The following is a 17,303-nucleotide window of genomic DNA, read 5'->3' as shown; positions in this document are numbered from 1 at the left end:
GACCTTCACTCCGCTCCCTGAGCGCTGCTTTTATCGCTGACAAAAAGCGGCAGGACTACCTGCGCACACGTGCCGCGACCGATTCGCGAACGCAGCTGCAATTCTCCCTGATGAGCACGGGCAACCGCCTTGACCACGGTCAGGCCGAGACCGGTGCCGGTGGCTTTGGTCGTGAAAAATGGCTCACCCAGACGCGCCAGCACGGTGCCTTCGATGCCACTGCCGCTGTCGCTGACACACACGCGCAAATGGTTGTCCCGGGCATACAGATGCACCTTCAAGCGCACGTCACCGGCGCTGGCTTGAATGGCGTTTTCGATAAGGTTGAGAAGCGCACCGACCAGGGTGTCGCGATTGCACAGCAGATCACCGGCATGACTGTCGCACTGCCAGCGGATCGGCAGATCCTGCACGTGGGGCAGCGCCGCCGCTTGTAACGATTGCATCAATTGCTTCGGCGTGACGCGGTCGGTCAACGGCAACTCGCCGCGCGCGAACACCAGCATGTCGCGTACCTGATGCTCCAACTCGTGCAAACGCTCCTTGAGCCGCCCGGCGAAACGCTGCTGAGTCTCGACGGGCAACGCTTGCTCGGTCAAATGACTGGCGTAGAGCAATGCAGCGGACAAGGGCGTACGAATCTGATGGGCCAGCGAGGCAACCATGCGCCCCAGGGAGGACAGCCGCTCGTGTCGAGCCAGTTGATCTTGCAGATGACGGGTTTCAGTCAGGTCGTTGAGCAACACCAATTGACCGGGCTCAGCGTCCAGCGAACGCGTGGCAATCGACAGGCGTCGACCATCCTTCAAAGAGACTTCGTGACCATCGTCTTTTCGCGGCGCAAAGCAGCGCGCAATGACATGACGCCACAACTCACCCTCGAGCGGCAGGCCGAGCAGCTCGCAGGCCGTCGGGTTGGCCTCACGCACCACACCCTGAGCGTCGATGACGATGACACCACCGGGCAACAGATCGAGAAGGTTTTGCAGACGGTTGGCCAGGCGTTCTTTTTCCGCCAGCTCCTGCATGCGCTGGGCACTGACGACCGCCAGTTCGCCCTTGAGCTCGGTGACCCGCGCTTCAAGCATGCTGTAGGAGTCGGTCAATTGACTCGACATCTGGTTGAACAGTGCGAAAGCCTGCTCGAGGCCAAGCCGGCTGGCCTGTTCTACGGACGATGATTGCCCCAGGGCATCAGGGCCATGAGACATCTGGGCGGCTTGGGGCATCGTGCTCTCTCGCTGTGCTGACCGTCAGTTAAACGGAACGTTGCGAGGGATGTAGCAATACCCGTGCCTAAAAAAAAACCGCCTATAAATGAATGACTTGAAAAACAGGCGTCAATCATCCGCCTGTTCATCTCCGTCACGACGGCTCATGCCGTACTTGCGCATCTTCTCCACGAGCGTGGTGCGTCGGATACGCAGGCGTTCGGCAGCACGCGCCACAATGCCGTTGGCATCGTCGAGCGCCTGTTGAATCAAGCCCTGCTCCAGGCCACCCAGGTAGTCCTTAAGGTCCAGGCCTTCCGGCGGCAGCATGGCACCGGCGGTGAAGTCCGGGGTATGGCCGTTGATCGCCACGCGCTCTTCGAGATCACTGCGCAGGGTGTCGACCATCTGCTCGTCTTCGTCGTCGACGTAGCGGAATTTCTTCGGCAACTCGACCACGCCGATTACCCCGTACGGGTGCATGATCGCCATGCGCTCCACCAGGTTCGCCAACTCACGGACGTTGCCCGGCCAACCATGACGGCACAGGGACATGATGGCGGCGGAGTTGAAGCGAATCGAACCACGCTTCTCGTGCTCCATGCGCGAGATCAGCTCGTTCATCAACAGCGGAATATCTTCGACGCGCTCGCGCAAGGGCGCCATCTCGATCGGGAACACATTCAGGCGATAGTACAAATCTTCGCGGAAAGTGCCGATCTCGATCATGCTTTCGAGATTCTTGTGGGTCGCCGCAATGATGCGCACGTCGACGCTCTGGGTCTTGTTGCTGCCCACGCGCTCGAAGGTGCGCTCCTGCAACACGCGCAGCAATTTGACCTGCATCGGCAGCGGCATGTCGCCGATTTCATCGAGGAACAGGGTACCGCCGTTGGCCAGTTCAAAACGCCCGGCGCGGCTGGTGATCGCGCCGGTGAAGGCGCCCTTCTCGTGGCCGAACAATTCGCTCTCGAGCAGCTCGGCAGGAATAGCCCCGCAGTTGACTGGCACGAACGGCGCTTCGCGGCGCTTGGAATGGTAATGCAGGTTGCGCGCGACCACTTCCTTGCCGGTACCGGACTCACCGAGGATCAGCACGCTGGCATCGGTGTCGGCGACTTGCTGCATCATCTGGCGGACGTGCTGAATCGCCCGGCTGGTGCCGACAAGACTACGGAAAAGATTGGGTTCGCGATGACGACCGCGCTCGCGGGCCTGGTCGTACATCTCGCGATAGACCTGGGCACGGTGCAACGAATCGAGCAATTTGCTGTAGCTCGGTGGCATTTCGAGAGTCGAAAGCACCCGGCGACGCTGGTCTTCAGGCAAGTCAATGGAAGAATTATCGCCCATTAACAAAACCGGAAGGAACTCATCCCAGGTCGAGAGTGTCTTTAGCAAGCCCAAAAGTGCACCAGGAGCATTGACCGTCCCGATGAGGACACAGATTACTTCTCGACTAGACGACAAAGAGCCGACAGCCTGCTGCCAGTCATGGCTTCCGCAGGGTAAATTTTCTTCACCGAGAAAATTTAAAATCACCGCCAGGTCGCGGCGGCGGACGCTATCGTCATCAATCAGCAGAATTTTGGTTTCACGCCACATGCAATAGCAACTTCCCTAGTCAACTCAATGCCCAAAATGCTGGGGCAAGCTAAACGCTTGCAGGCCTGATATGCCTGAAGACGACTGAAATCTGGAACAGCCACTAGTTAAGTCAAAAATCCGTGCACAGTCAAATTTATGGCGCACTTTGTTTGGATTAACTGGCGTCAATTAACCAAACAGATGGTAAACCTTTGATGCCTTTTGTGCTTGGGTGATCTGCGACATCTCGTCGACTATCGCCTGACGCTCACCCATCGTCGCCGTCAGCAAGTCTTTATACACGGCCAACAACCCCTCAAGATTGCTGCGCACAGCTTCTTCGTCGATGGGTGCCTCACTGAGCACTTCGTCCACGCACTCGCGGCAGGCCGAATCCAGCTCGCCTATGGCATCCCAGTTTCGCGCCGCCAGGGCATCGATCAGGGCTTCACGGGTTTCTTCTATGCGCCGCAGTGCTTGACTCATGACGTGATCCTCAGACCCTTGGGCCTATTGATTGGCAATGGCATCCCAACCGCTTTTCAGGGTTTCGAGCAAGCCTGAGACTTCGTCGATGATCGCCGCATTGTTATCGCGATTGGCTTCCATCAGGCGCGTCATCATGTAGGCGTACAAATTGTCGAGCTGTTGGAGCGACGCTGGATCGTCGGTTTTTTCCGGATTCAAGCCATCGCGCAGGCCGATGATGATGTCCACGGCCTTGCCCATCATCAACCCCTTGAGTGCGATGTCGCCACGCTCCATAGCGCCCTTGGCCTGGGCCATGCGATCCAGCCCGCCTTCCATCAGCAGTTGCACCAGACGATGGGGATTGGCTTCAGAGATCTGAGCATGGGAATTGACCTTCTGGTATTGGCGAAGGGCTCTCATGGGGTTCATGTTTCTACCTCGTGACAGACAACAGCTTGAAATTGGGAAGGCTCTGATCTTTATGTCGACTGAGCGACAGATAACTTTAACGCAGACCGTCCACCAATGAAAAAACCCAGGCGCTGTCATTACAGACTGCCTGGGTTTTTTAATGCTTGATGCCGATCAATCGTCCTTCGGATTGTTCAGCGCATTAAGCGTGGTCATGATGCTGTCGCTCTGCGCCCGCAGTTTGGCCACCAGGGAGTCCATTGCGGTGTACTTGGCGGTCAGACTCAACTGCAGGCTGGCCATGCGTGCATCAAGGGAGTCCTGCTGCTTTTTCAGATCGTTAAGGCTGTCGGTCAGGCTTGCCGAGCGCGCGGCGAAGACGCCGGTCTTGCTCAGGGCAAAGCTGTCAGTGGCTTTTTTCATGCGCGCCAGCAAACCGGTATCACCGCTGAAAATGCCATTGATGTCAGCGGCATTGGTCTGCGCTGCGGCGTCGAACAACTTGTCGTCGATCGACAGTAACCCGGTCTTCTGGTCGGTCTTGACGCCGAACTGAGCAAGCGACTTCATCTGACCGGTTCCACCCATCGCGTTCAGCTCGGTGCGCACCGCCGACAGCAGGGAACGCAGCGATGCATCCCCGGTGAGGGCACCCGACGTCACTGATCCATCAGCATTAGTGGTTACCTGGGTCTCGGAGTTGGCCGCCTTGATCAGAGCGTTGTACGTATCGACAAAGCCCTTTACCGACGACTTCAGTGTCGAATTGTTTGCAGACACGGTTATGGTCGCCGGCGTTGCCGCACCACCACCAGACGGCACGGGAGAAACCCCTGTCAGCTTGACGGTAATGCCGCTGACCGCATCAGCAATGGTGTTGCTTTTGGATTCCATCACCACGCCATCGAGCGTGTATTTGGCATTCTGTGGCGTAGCGAGGACGGAAGTGCCGGTTTCCAGGCCGGAGCTACCCGACAGTGTCAGATCCGAACCGACGCCGGTGGTGGTCGAGGTCAGCACCATCCGGGAACCATTGGCATCAGTCAGGATGTTGGCACTCAACCCCTTGTTGGCATACTGAGAGTTGATCGAATCCCGCACCTGCTGCAGGGTCGCTCCCGCGGGAACGCTGACATCAAAGGTGTCCGAGCCCTGCTTGATGGTCAGCGTACTGGGTACGGAACCTGCGTTGACCACCGAAGAAGCGCCGCCGGCAAAGACCTTGGTCGAGATTTTCGACGCGGTTGCCAGCTGGGTGACCAGCAACGAAAAACTGCCTGCAGCCGCGCCGGTGCCAGTGGTCACGGTGGCGACTTTTTCGTCAGAGGATGAGCCGCTCAGACCACTGAAACTGGAGGCTGTCTTCATGTTTTCCAACGCACCACGGAAGGCATCCAGTGCCGCCTGGATTTTGCCGATAGACGACAGCGAGGTGGTTGCTTTCAGCGTCTGGTTGTTGATCTGCGTCTGTTTCGGCGCCCTTTCGGAATCGACCAAAGACTTCACGATCGACTGGGTATCGATGTTCGAACCAATACCACTAACCGTTGTACCCGCCATCATCTCTCTCCTTATCCAGTGGCTGCCGACTTCTTGACTAAGCGCGTCTTAATCGGTGACAGCAACAAAATTCATGCCAGTTCAGACTTTGTCGTCAAACAACAAACTACTGGCGTCCGACAGGCTTTGCGCCAGTTTCAACGCGGTTTCCGAAGGGATCTGGCGAATCACGTCACCGGTATCGGTGGCAATGACCTTGACCACGACTCGGCCGGTGGAATCATCAATGGAAAAATCCAGATTGCGCTGCGCAGCCTGGACAAACTCTTGAATATCGGTGACAGCCTTTTCCAGGTCGTCGCGCTTGGGCTCGGATTTCGAGAGCGAAAGAGCTTCAACCCTGGACTGCTCCTGCTTGTCAGTGACATTCGGCGTTGCGCCCTGAGGGGCAACGGCGGGATAGGACTGGTTCAACTTGACGCTCATGTCCATGCCTGATCTCCTCATCATGAAAAAGACAAAAGGGCGCGTAAACGCGCCCTTCCGTCAGTCATCAAAGCGCAGGATTAACCCAGCAGCTTCAGTACAGCCGATGGCAGCTGGTTGGCCTGGGACAGGATCGCGGTGGAAGCCTGTTGCAGGGTTTGTTGCTTGGTCAGCTGAGCAGTTTCGGCCGCGAAGTCAACGTCCTGGATCACGCCACGAGCAGCAGTGGAGTTGTCCGAGATGCTGCGCAGGTTCGACACGGTGCTGTCGAAACGGTTTTGTACCGCACCGAGGTCAGCACGCTGGGAGTCGATGTTGGCAATGGCCTGGGTGATCACGTCAACAGCGTTTTGCGCGTTGGTGGCAGTGGTCACGTCAGTGTTGCTGACGACGGTTTTGGCCGAGCTGACGGTAGTACCGGCAGCTACGAACAGACCGGTAGCACCAGCGCCGTTCAGCGAGTAGCTGTTGGTGGAGTTCAGGGAAACAGCACCGGTCACTTGCAGAGCAGCAGCGGTAGCGGCAACACCGGCACCGAAGTTACCAGCACCATCTTTTGCAGCAACAGTGATACCAGCCTGAGCACTGGCGTCAGCGCCGGCGAAGATGATGTTCTCACCAGTGTCGGACTTGATTTCCAGGTTGTTGGTAGTGGCGTTGAAGTTAACGCTGATGCCCAATTTGGCAGCGTTGGACTTCAGTTGGTCAGCCAGACCAGCGGTGTCGGTTACACCAACCAGGTTGACAGCAGTACCCGAACCTACCTGGATGGAGAAGTTCGCGGTGCCTGGAGCAGCACCAGTGATGGCTGCGGTGTTGACGCCGAATTTCACTTCAGTGCTGGCAGTAGCCGACAGACCACCGATAGCGCCGTTCATCTGAGCAGCAGTAGCTTTGGCAGACTGACCGGTAACGGTAGTGATAGAAGCGGTTTGGCCGCCACCGGTGATTGCGATTGCACCACCAGTCACACCGGCTGCGCTTGGCGCGATGGCCACGGATTTCAGCTGCTGGGAACCGATGTTGTTAGCCGATACGTCGCCCAGAGTCATGTTGATGGTCTGGTTGGCGTTGGCGCCGACTTGGAAAGCGGTAGTACCGAAAGAACCGTCCAGCAGGTTACGACCACCGAAAGTAGTGGTGGTAGCGATACGGGTCAGCTCGGAAGTCAGAGCAGCGTATTCAGCGTTGTTCGACTTACGGTCTTCAGCGCTTGGCGAGCCGTTCGCAGAAGCCAGAGCCAGAGTACGCATTTTCTGCAGGATGTTGGTGGATTCCTGCATCGCGCCTTCAGCAGTTTGCGCGATGGAGATACCGTCACCGGCGTTCTTGATGGCAGTCTGCAGGCCGTTGATCTGGCTGGTCAGACGGTTGGAAATTTGCAGGCCGGCCGCATCGTCTTTAGCGCTGTTGATACGCAGGCCGGAAGACAGGCGTTGCATCGAAGTTTGCAGGGCGTCGGACGAACGGGTCAGGTTCTTTTGAACGCTCAAGGATGCAATGTTAGTGTTTACAGTTAAAGCCATGACGAAATCCTCGTTGGATGGATACTGCGGCTTCCGGCCCTGGCATCCGCCGGGTGTGGCCTAGAGAACCTACGTAATAGTTATCGTCGTGAGGTGGCTTTGCTTGAGGGGTTTTTTCTAATTTTTTAGTGGCAGCGTGCCAGCCCTTTATTTTCAAGGCTTTACAGACAAAAAATCGGCGCCAGAAAAACGCAAAACGCCCGGTAACCTGAGTTGCCGGGCGTTTTTTTTGCCTGCGTTCGGATTGATCAGCCGCGATAAAGAATCGCCGAGCCCCACGAAAGGCCTACGCCAAAGCCGCTGATCGCCACGCGCGTCCATTTCGAATCGAACACGTGGTTCTGCAACAGCAACGGAATACTCGATGAAACCGTGTTACCGGTTTCGAGCATGTCCTTGACGAACTTCTCCGGCTCACCTTCTTCAAAGCGACGCGCCACGGCATCGACGATGGCCGCGCTGCCCTGGTGAATGCAGAAGGCATCGATGTCGCCGGCTTGGAGGTTCGACTCGTCCAGCAGCTCATGCAAATGCGCCGGGACTTTCAACAGTGCAAAGTTGAATACCTGACGGCCATTCATGAAGAACACACCATCGGTAACCTTCAAGTGCGGTGCACCGGAACCGTCGGTGCCGAACTTCGACTTGCCCAACTGCCAGACAGCGTTTTCGCCCATCCAGGTTGCGGTGGCGGCATCGCCGAACAGCATGGTGGTGTTACGGTCTTCCGGGTCGACAATCTTCGAATACGGGTCGGCGGTAATGAGCAGGCCGTTTTTCAGCCCCGCCGCTTCCATGAAGCCTTTGATCGCATAAATGCCGTAGACGTAACCGGAACAGCCCAGGGAAATATCGAAAGCGGCGACATGGGTCGGCAGGCCCAACTTGTCCTGAACGATCGCAGCGGTGTGCGGCAGCCCTTCTTCATCACCGTTCTGGGTGACGACGATCAGACAGTCGATGGCTTCACGCTTGAGTTCGGGACTGGCGGCGAACAGCGCATTGGCGGCTTCGACACACAGGTCGGAGGTTTCCTGATCGGCATCCATACGCGGCAAAAACGCCGAACCGATCTTGCCAAGGATGAAGGTTTCATCCTTGTCGAACTTTGCACCCTGGGCGTAGTTATCAACCCCGGCTACCGGCACGTAACTCGCAATATTTTTTATGCCAATCATTATGGCTTCCCAATAATAAACAGCTGAACATCGCCGCTCGCTGAATCGAGGGCGTCTACAGTCAGGGCCTGGCATCGTCGGCGCTCAAGCAAACACCTTGAACATCCGCCACCTTTCACCGCCCGCAGACAGGATACAGTGAAGATGCGCGTTTTGACTGACGGGTCACTCAGAGATCGCTGCTTTATTTGATTTTATGGCCCTGATTCCGCCCTTTGCGCCTCGCTTCCTACAAAAAAAGAGCAAAAAAAAGCCAGCCCCCGGTGACAGGGACTGGCCGCGAGCGGTCAAGACCGACTCAAAGCTTGTTGAACAGACTCAGCTGGGAAACCTTGGCGAACGCCAGTTGCGCAGCCTGCAGCATGGTTTGCTGCAAGGTCAGGCGCGTCAGGACTTCAGCCGGGTCGGCGTTCTTGATCGAGTTGCCGGTCGATTCGTTGATCAGACCAGTGCTGGTGTTCTGCTCTGCCTGCATGTCCATCACATTGCCCCGTGCACCGATCGCACCCCGCGCCAGGTCGACCTGGTTCTTGGAGTTGTTCAGGTTGGCAATGGCCGAAGCGATGGTGTCCTCCAGAAAACGCTGGGCAACAGGGTTGCCTTGAGTCGGCGCATCGAGCGCCGAACGCAGCTGGCTGATGGTATCGAGGACATTCTGGGTCTGGTGGGTGTTGACCGCGATGTCGAACTGATCACCGGCAGCTGGCGTTGCAGGGGTACCACCGAGCGTGAAGCTGACACCCGCTGCTGTCGCCACGCCAGCCACCACTGTTCCGGTGGTTACCGGCGTGCTGGTGTTGGTCAATGGGCGCGCGTACAGCTCAAAGGTCCCAGGGCCGGTGAACTTAAGCACCGCCCCGCCTTCGGGAAAGAAACTCTTGTAATCGGCAGCGTTGGTCACCGCAGTCTGGGTAATGATCGCTGTCGACGGATTGTTTGGAGCGCGGTTGGCGACGAAGCTGTCCGGCTTTGCCGCCAACTGGAAACTGTGCCCGGCGATCACCGCATCAGCGCTGGCGGAGTCGGCGGGCGTATCACCCGGCTGGAAGGTGATATCGAGCTTGAAGGTGACACCACGGAAGTTGACGTCGGAACCGCCCTTGGCATTCGGGTCAAACTTGCCACCCCCCGTCGCTTCGGCGGTGACGTCATTGCCCAACGCATCGGTAATCACGAATTGGGTACTGCTGGTGAATGACATGGTGTAAGGCTGGCCGTTGCGGAAATTCGCATCGAACGCCGGACCGGAACTCACCAGCCCCGGGGACAGGTCCACGCGACCGTCATTAACAGCAGGAGCGGTCATGGTGGTGCTGCTGCGCGCAGCGTTGATCGCCTGCTGGAAAACTTCCCATCCGGTATCGTTCAGACCCAGCGACATGGAATCGCCGATCTTCAATTCCAACTGAGTCTGATCACCCTGGTAGCTGTAGGTGCCATCGCTGTTGTGCACGAAAGGCTGAGTGTTGTTGCTGGCGCCAGAGAAGATGTACTTGCCGTTGGCATCCTTGCTGTTCATCAGGCTCAGCAATTGCTCTTCGGACTGTTTCAGTTCGGCGGCAATGGATTTGCGGTCATCGTCGTTCAACGAACCACCGCCGGCACGAATCGCCAACTCACTGACTTTCTGCAACACGTTGTTGATGCTGTCCAGCACGCTCTCTTCCTGCGCCTGAGCGGTGTTCAACGCGCTGATATTGGTGGTGTACTGACCCAGCATGGCTTTTTGTTGCTCGAGCTGCAGCAGGCGAGCCGCACCGACAGGATCATCCGCCGCCGTTTCAAGCTTGACGCCGCTGCTGGCCTGCTCGGCAGTCTTCATCACGTTGTTGAGGTTGCGCGAATAGTTGGCAGCCGTCGTGGCGTAATACTGTGCTGTAGAAATACGCATGTTCTACGGCTCCTTAAAGGGCATTGATCAGGGTGCTGAAAATTTCCTGCGCAGTCTTGATGATCTGCGAAGAGGCCGTGTAGTACTGCTGGTATTTGGTCAGGTTGCCCGCCTCTTCATCGAGGTCGACGCCCGACAACGAGTCACGGGCATTGCGCGCACCGGTCATGATGGTGTCGGTAGCCGTGGCATCCAGTTGACCTTGCTTGGTCAGGGAGCCAACAGTCGTCACCAGGCCACCATAGGCCTCAGTAAAACTCACGCCCGGGCTGGTGGCGCTGGCGCCGACGGTAGCCTTGGTTTGCAGGGCAAGCAGCGACTGGGCATTGCGGTTGTCGGTGCTGTCGGCAGCCGTCATGGAAATATTGAAACTGTCACCCGAGGCGGGACTGCCGCTTACCGTCATCGCAACGTTGAAGGTCTTGGGGTTGCCGCCGGCATCGGTGTACGGCACGGCGATGTTCAGGTCGTTATTCTGACCCGGGACGATGCTACCGGTGCCGATGCTGTTGCCCTTGGAGTCGAACACTTCATAGGCGGTGGCACTGGTCATCAACATCCGGACCGGCATCGATGCCTTGACCGCCGTCTGCACTTCCAAACGCTGCACTGGATCATAAATATCCAGCTGGGTTTTCAGGCTCGGCTGGCTGACCGCACCGGTACCGTCGTTACCCGAGGCCTTGGTCGAGGTCAGCGGCGCGGAGGTGGCCAGGGTCTTTGTGTCGGTCATGACGGTGGTCATGTCCGCCGCTGAGCCGCGGGTCGGGGTGATCTTGAAACTGTCGCCAGCGGCGACGGTGCCGGCGTTGATGCTCAGGCTGAAGCCGTCGATGACCGGTTGTGCAGCGGGCGGCGTGGCGAAGGCGAAGTTGCCCATGTCGGTGTTGTCCGACAGGCGACGCACGTTGTAACCGGTGGCGGTGATGGTCACCTGATAGTCACTGGCCTGCACCTTGCTGGTGTCATTGATGGTGACGTTCAGGTTGCCGGAAGCCGGGTTGTTGTTGCCGTTGGCAATGCTGCGCTGGCTGATCGCTGCGGCACTGTTGATGTTGTTGAACAGATTCGCGCCGAAGTTGCCGTTCTGGTCCAGACCTTGGCCCAACTGCTTGTTGACCTGATCAGCCACGACCATGGCGATGCGCCCCAGGCCATTGACCGCTGGCGTCAACACCTCATTGCGATAACGCACCAGCCCGCCCATCTCACCGCCGCTCATCACCGACGTGATATCCACAGACGAGCCGTTGCGATCCATGATGATCGCGGAGCGAGTTGGATCGGCAGGATCCGGCGCCACGCGTAATTTGTTGACGGTATCGCCGACCACCAGTGGCTGGCCGCTGCCCAGATAGATATCGAGGCGGCCTTCGGTTTCAGTCACCTGAGTACCAACCAGTTCGTTGAGCTGGCGAATGGTTTCGTTACGCTGGTCCAGCAGTTCGTTGGGCGTGCCACCGGAACCGCTGACTTCGGCGATTTTCTTGTTGTACGCGGCAACGGTCGACGCCAGCTTGTTGACCTGATCGGCCATCGAACCCAACTGGTCGTTGATGTAGGTATTTTGCTGCTTCAACTGCTCGGAGATCGCGTTGAAACGGCTGCTCAGGCCCTGGGCATTGGTCAGCAAGGCCTGACGTGCGGCGTTGTCGTTGGAGTTACCGGCCAACGTCTGCAAGGAAGCGAAGAACGATTGCAAGGTCTTGCTCACACCGGTGCCGCTGTCGGACAACAGCTTGTCGACCTGAGTAGCCTGTCCCAGGTAAGCCTGGGCATCGCTGTTGAGCGAAGTGGTGGTTTGCAACTGGGCATCGAGATAGCTGTTGTATACCCGACGCACATCGGCCAGCGTGGTCCCGGTGCCAATGAACACATTGCCATACTGAATAGAATTTTTGCTGTTCTGCACAGTTTGTTGGCGCGAGTACCCGACGGTATCGACGTTGGAAATGTTATTACCGGTAGTCACCAGCGAGGCGTGGCTAGCGGACAAACCCGACATTCCGATGTTGAGCAAACTCATGGTTCAGACCTTATGACCTTATGCCTATAAAGGCGTGGTGGAAACGCCCGCCGCAGCGTAGTTCTGGTAACTCGTCATCTGCTTGGCTATCTGCGAAATCTTGCTTGCGTAGTCCGGGTCGGTTGCATAACCGGCCTTTTGCAACTCGCGTACAAACTGTTCTGGGTTATCGGCCGACTTCACGACATCTTGATAGCGATTATTCGTCTGCAACAACGTCACAAGATCATGGAAACTGTCCTTGTAAGAGGCATAGGAACGGAACTCGGCCGTCTCCTTGACCATCTCGCCATTTCTGAATTCGCTGGTGATCGCGCGCGCTGAATCGCCCTTCCAATTGCTGCTGGCCTTGATGCCGAACAGGTTGTGGCTGCTGCTGCCGTCCTGTGCGCGCATGACCGATTTACCCCAACCGGTTTCCAGGGCAGCCTGCGCCACCAGGTAACGCGGATCGACACCAATGCGTTCGGCGGCTTCCTTGGCCATCGGCAGCATGGTGTTGACGAATTGGTCGGCGGAACTGAAGGCTTTCTTCGCCGGCGCCAGTGGAATCTGGGCGATGGCGCGACCATGGATCTGCAAGCCTGCGCCCGATGCTGCCTGCGCATTGGCCAACCAGTCGCCGTTGTACAGAGGCCCGGCACCGGTGAGGGTGGTGCGCTCCGGCAATGGCGTTTTGTTGACTGCCGCAGTCGCCGTAGTCGTTGCCGAAGGCACCAGGCCGGCGAGCAAGCGGTCAGCCAGTTTCGGCGGCAATGCCAGGCGCCGCTGATTGATCAGCGCCATGTCGTTGCTGTGTGCGCCCTCGCCTGTCGGTGCGCTGACCGAACGCGAAGCCCATAAAGGACGTTGACCATTGACCCGCGACAACGGCCCGTTGATTGCCACCGTGCCCGCCGCGATCGGCGTTTGCGCGGCGGCTTTCGCCGCCTCCTGCTTGGCGGCGGACAACGTCGCCGCCTCACCCGGAGCCAGCGGTTTGTTTTTCGACATCTGCCGCATCAACACGTCCGCCAGCCCGATGCCACCGCCCTCGCGGGACATGGAGACGGCCAGTTGCTGGTCGTACATTTCCTGATACTGCTTGGCCTCGGCGGTGTTCAGCGGGTTGTCCTTGCCCAGCGCTTCGGTGGCCGAGCGCATGGACTTGAGCATCTCGCCGAGGAACAGCGATTCGAATTCCTGCGCAACCTTGCGCATGTTGGCGTCGCTGTTCTTGTCGCCGACCTTGAGCTGGTTCAGGCGGTTCAGGTCGGAGAATGCACCCGAATCGCTGCTGCTGACCCGCCCACTCTTGAACATGTCCATAGATTGCCGTCCTTAAATCACGATCAGGTCGGCTTGCAACGCGCCGGCCTGCTTCAGTGCTTCGAGGATGGCCATCAGGTCGCCCGGTGCCGCGCCGACCTGGTTCACCGCACGGACGATTTCGTCGAGGGTGGTGCCCGGGCCGAATTTGAACATCGGCTTGGCTTCCTGCTCGGCGTTGACCCGCGAGCGCGGCACGACGGCGGTCTGGCCATTGGACAGCGGGCCGGGTTGGCTGACGATCGGGTCTTCGGTGATGGTTACCGTCAGGCTGCCGTGGGTGACGGCGGCCGGAGAAACCTTGACGTTCTGACCGATCACGATGGTGCCGGTACGGGAGTTGATGATGACTTTCGCCACCGCCTGGCCCGGATCGATTTCGAGGTTTTCGAGGATCGACAGATAGTCGACCCGCTGGCTTGGATCGAGCGGCGCAGTCACGCGAATCGAACCGCCGTCGATGGCCTGGGCCACGCCTGGGCCGAGCATGTCATTGATCTTGTCGACGATGCGCTTGGCCGTGGTGAAGTCGGAACGATTGAGGTTCAGGGTCAAGCTATTGCCCTGGTTGAAACCGCTCGGCACCGCTCGTTCAACCGAAGCACCGCCAGGGATGCGACCGGCCGAGGGAACGTTGACAGTGATCTTCGAACCGTCGCGACCTTCGGCATCGAAACCGCCCACCACCAGGTTGCCCTGGGCCACCGCATAGACGTTGCCATCGATACCCTTGAGCGGCGTCAGCAGCAATGTACCGCCGCGCAGGCTCTTGGAGTTACCGATGGACGATACGGTAATGTCGACCTGCTGCCCCGGTTTGGCGAACGGAGGCAAATCGGCGCTGATCGACACTGCCGCGACGTTTTTCAATTGCACGTTGCCCGAGCCAGGCGGCACCTTGATGCCGAACTGCGACAGCATGTTGTTGAAGGTCTGCAGGGTGAACGGGGTTTGCGTCGTCTGGTCGCCGGTACCGTTAAGCCCGACCACCAGGCCGTAACCGATCAATTGGTTGGAACGCACGCCGGAAATACTGGCGATGTCCTTCAGCCGCTCGGCTTGAGCGTTGAAGGCCGCGGACAGCATCAGTGCGGCAACGATGAGACTTCTGAAATTCAACGTAGCCACCTAGAAAGGGAACAGCGGGCTGAGGAAGAAACGGTCGAACCAGCCTGGCTGACTCGCATCGGCAAACGAACCGGTGCCCGAATAAGTGATGCGCGCATCGGCGACACGGGTCGACGACACGGTGTTATCGGTGGAGATATCGTCGGCACGAACCAATCCGGCAATCCGTACCAGCTCATCGCCGGTGTTCAGCGTCATCCACTTCTCGCCGCGCACGGCAATGATGCCGTTGGGCAGCACGTCGGCCACGGTCACGGTGATCGAACCGGTCAGGGTGTTGCCCTGCGCCGCCTTGCTGTCACCCTTGGTCGCGCGGTCGCCTTCATAGCTGGCGTCCAGGCTCAAGTCGCCACTGCCGAACGGGTTGTTGGTGTTGGGGGTGGAACCGAACAGCGAGCTCAGGCCGATGCTGGCCTTGCTGTTCTTGCCGATTTGCGAGTTGGCGTTTTTACTGGCCTGGGTCTTCTCGTTCAGGGTGATGGTGATGATGTCACCGACCCGGAACGCCTTGCGGTCGCTATAGAGGTTCTGCTCGAAACCGGCCTGGTAGATCGAACCGTTGTTCGCGGCAGCCGGCAGCGGCGTGCGCGGCAACACCGGAGCGTAGTAAGGATCATTGGGCTTGGGTGTCGGACCGACACAGCCGGCGAGCACGGTGATCCCACTCAATGCCAGAACAGAAACGAAGCGATTCATGACCCTTACCTCACGGTGTTGCAGGCGGCCGCATGACCGCCTCATAGACTTGATTACAGATTCTGCGTTACAAACGAGAGCATCTGATCGGCGGTGGAGATCACCTTGGAGTTCATCTCGTAGGCACGCTGAGTGGTGATCATGTTGACCATCTCTTCAACGGTGCTGACGTTGGACGTTTCCAGGGTGTTCTGCAGCGTGGTACCGAAACCTGCCAGACCCGGGGTACCGACTTGCGGTGCACCACTGGCGGCGGTTTCCAGGAACAGGTTGTTACCCACCGCTTGCAGGCCGGCCGGGTTGATGAAGTCGGCGGTTTGCAGGTTGCCGATCACCTGGGAAGCCGGGTTGCCGGCCACGGTGATGGACACGGTGCCGTCCTTGCCGACGGTGAAGGTCTGGGCATCGTTCGGGATGACAATCGCCGGTTCCAGGGCGAAGCCACTGGCGTTGACGATCTGGCCGTTGGAGTCCAGGTGGAAAGTACCGTCGCGGGTGTAGGACGTGGTGCCGTCCGGCTGCAGGATCTGGAAGAAACCGCGGCCGTCGATGGCCATGTCCAGTGGCTGCTCGGTGGTTTGCAGGCTGCCGGCGTTGAAGTTTTTCTGGGTGCCGACAATGCGCACACCGGTACCCAGTTGCAGGCCCGACGGCAGTTCGCTGTCCTGGGTCGACTGGGCGCCTGGCTGACGCTTGATCTGGTAGAGCAAGTCCTGGAACTCGGCACGGTCACGTTTGAAACCCGTGGTCGACACGTTCGCCAGGTTGTTGGAAATGGTGGTCAGGTTGGTGTCCTGGGCGGACAGACCGGTTTTGGCAACCCATAGAGCCGGAAGCATTCGATTCTCCTCGTGCGCCTGTTTTACGGCGCGACGTTCTGGTAATTAGCTGATCTGCAAGACCCGAGCCATGGCCTGGTCGTCTTCTTTGGCGGTGTTCATCATCTTGATGTGCAGTTCGAACTGCTTCGACAAGGCCAGCACCGAGGTCATCTCGTCCACGGCGTTGACGTTGCTCGACTCAAGGAAACCGGACACCAGCTTGACGTTGGCATCGGCTTGCGCCGGCTGACCGTCCCTGGTGTGGATCGAACCGTCCAGGCCCTTGGTCATGTTCTTGATGTCCGGATTGACCAGCTTGATGCGATCGACTTCGGCCATCACGCGAGGACCTTCACCCATCGCACGAATGCTGATGGTGCCGTCTTCGCCCACTTCGATCTGCTGCTCGGGCGGCACGGCAATCGGTCCGCCGTTGCCGATCACCGGCATGCCGTTGCCGGCGCGCAAGACGCCAAGTGCATCGACTACCAGGCTACCGGTGCGCACGTAGCTTTCGCCGCCATCGGGATTCTGCACCGCCAGCCAGCCGTTGCCCTGCACGGCGACATCGAGGTCGCGGCCGGTTTCTACCAGCGAGCCGGGAGAAAAGTCGGTGGCCGGGCGTTCGGACATGGCAAACGCTCGCGCCGGAAAGCTGTCGCCGAACACCGGCATCGAACGCGCCTGCTCCAGGTCTTTCTGGAAGCCGTTGGTGGAGATGTTCGCGAGGTTGTTGGCATGAGCCTTCTGCGCCAGTGCATTCTGGCTGGCGCCGGTCATTGCCACATAAAGGTACTTGTCCACAATCTTTCCTCTGCCTGCCGGACGTTTGCCGCCCACTGCTGTATTGACGTGGCATAAGCAATTTGCAGACCAACTTGTTTTTGGCGGCGCGAGGCCCGGTAAACAAAGGACTCGAGGGGATTCGGAGGGGGATGGGGGATTTGTACAGAGACGAAAAACCGGCGGTGTCATGCCGCTTCACGGCAACCTTCAGCTTCCGCCACCTGCTCGTTCCCACGCTCTGCGTGGGAACGATCAATCAATGACAGTACTGCGGCCG

At 58.5% G+C, this 17,303-nt stretch carries 15 protein-coding genes; all 15 read right to left on the bottom strand.

The features are described 5' to 3' along the window. Positions 1–5 precede the first annotated feature (5 nt). The 15 genes from D8U73_RS00855 to D8U73_RS00785 all read right to left on the bottom strand — a co-directional run bounded on the left by D8U73_RS00855 (position 6) and on the right by D8U73_RS00785 (position 17,044). Positions 6–1,211 (bottom strand): ATP-binding protein, encoded by a 1,206-nt coding sequence (locus D8U73_RS00855; protein WP_162250570.1) that lies wholly within the window; start codon positions 1,209–1,211, stop codon positions 6–8. 129 nt (positions 1,212–1,340) lie between these two features. Beyond that, positions 1,341–2,816 (bottom strand): sigma-54 dependent transcriptional regulator, encoded by a 1,476-nt coding sequence (locus D8U73_RS00850; protein ID WP_056853027.1) that lies wholly within the window; start codon positions 2,814–2,816, stop codon positions 1,341–1,343. A 171-nt stretch (positions 2,817–2,987) separates the two neighbouring features. Continuing rightward, positions 2,988–3,284, bottom strand: a complete 297-nt coding sequence (fliT, locus tag D8U73_RS00845) for a flagellar protein FliT (protein ID WP_056853028.1) — start codon at positions 3,282–3,284, stop codon at positions 2,988–2,990. Positions 3,285–3,308: 24 nt separating this feature from the next. Further along, positions 3,309–3,698: a flagellar export chaperone FliS gene (fliS, locus tag D8U73_RS00840; protein ID WP_056853029.1), complete on the bottom strand. Its 390-nt coding sequence runs from the start codon at positions 3,696–3,698 to the stop codon at positions 3,309–3,311. Positions 3,699–3,854: 156 nt separating this feature from the next. Further along, positions 3,855–5,240 (bottom strand): flagellar filament capping protein FliD, encoded by a 1,386-nt coding sequence (gene fliD / locus D8U73_RS00835; protein WP_130903474.1) that lies wholly within the window; start codon positions 5,238–5,240, stop codon positions 3,855–3,857. Positions 5,241–5,321: 81 nt separating this feature from the next. Then, positions 5,322–5,672 (bottom strand): flagellar protein FlaG, encoded by a 351-nt coding sequence (locus D8U73_RS00830; protein ID WP_130903473.1) that lies wholly within the window; start codon positions 5,670–5,672, stop codon positions 5,322–5,324. A 74-nt stretch (positions 5,673–5,746) separates the two neighbouring features. Then, positions 5,747–7,192: a flagellin gene (locus D8U73_RS00825; RefSeq protein WP_130903472.1), complete on the bottom strand. Its 1,446-nt coding sequence runs from the start codon at positions 7,190–7,192 to the stop codon at positions 5,747–5,749. A 248-nt stretch (positions 7,193–7,440) separates the two neighbouring features. Next, entirely contained in the window at positions 7,441–8,370 is a 930-nt protein-coding gene (locus tag D8U73_RS00820) for a ketoacyl-ACP synthase III (protein WP_056853033.1), read from the bottom strand. Positions 8,371–8,668: 298 nt separating this feature from the next. After that, positions 8,669–10,261 carry a flagellar hook-associated protein 3 gene (locus D8U73_RS00815; RefSeq protein WP_130903471.1) on the bottom strand — a complete coding sequence of 531 codons (1,593 nt, stop codon included), beginning with the start codon at positions 10,259–10,261 and terminating at the stop codon, positions 8,669–8,671. Between the two features lie 13 nt (positions 10,262–10,274). Beyond that, positions 10,275–12,287, bottom strand: coding sequence for a flagellar hook-associated protein FlgK (flgK, locus tag D8U73_RS00810; protein ID WP_130903470.1), 2,013 nt, complete (start codon positions 12,285–12,287; stop codon positions 10,275–10,277). Positions 12,288–12,311: 24 nt separating this feature from the next. After that, complete coding sequence (gene flgJ / locus D8U73_RS00805; protein WP_130903469.1) at positions 12,312–13,595, bottom strand: flagellar assembly peptidoglycan hydrolase FlgJ; 1,284 nt, start codon at positions 13,593–13,595, stop codon at positions 12,312–12,314. Between the two features lie 12 nt (positions 13,596–13,607). Continuing rightward, entirely contained in the window at positions 13,608–14,681 is a 1,074-nt protein-coding gene (locus D8U73_RS00800; protein ID WP_162250571.1) for a flagellar basal body P-ring protein FlgI, read from the bottom strand. Between the two features lie 42 nt (positions 14,682–14,723). Beyond that, positions 14,724–15,419 carry a flagellar basal body L-ring protein FlgH gene (flgH, locus tag D8U73_RS00795; protein WP_056853038.1) on the bottom strand — a complete coding sequence of 232 codons (696 nt, stop codon included), beginning with the start codon at positions 15,417–15,419 and terminating at the stop codon, positions 14,724–14,726. A gap of 53 nt (positions 15,420–15,472) precedes the next feature. Further along, a complete protein-coding gene (flgG, locus tag D8U73_RS00790) occupies positions 15,473–16,258 on the bottom strand; it encodes a flagellar basal-body rod protein FlgG (RefSeq protein WP_008055493.1) in 786 nt (261 codons plus the stop codon). 45 nt (positions 16,259–16,303) lie between these two features. Continuing rightward, a complete protein-coding gene (locus D8U73_RS00785; protein ID WP_056853039.1) occupies positions 16,304–17,044 on the bottom strand; it encodes a flagellar basal body rod protein FlgF in 741 nt (246 codons plus the stop codon). Positions 17,045–17,303 lie beyond the last annotated feature (259 nt).

It is taken from the genome of Pseudomonas sp. Sample_22 (assembly GCF_004307635.1).
Lineage (GTDB): Bacteria > Pseudomonadota > Gammaproteobacteria > Pseudomonadales > Pseudomonadaceae > Aquipseudomonas.
This window is presented reverse-complemented; position numbering and strand designations above follow the sequence as displayed.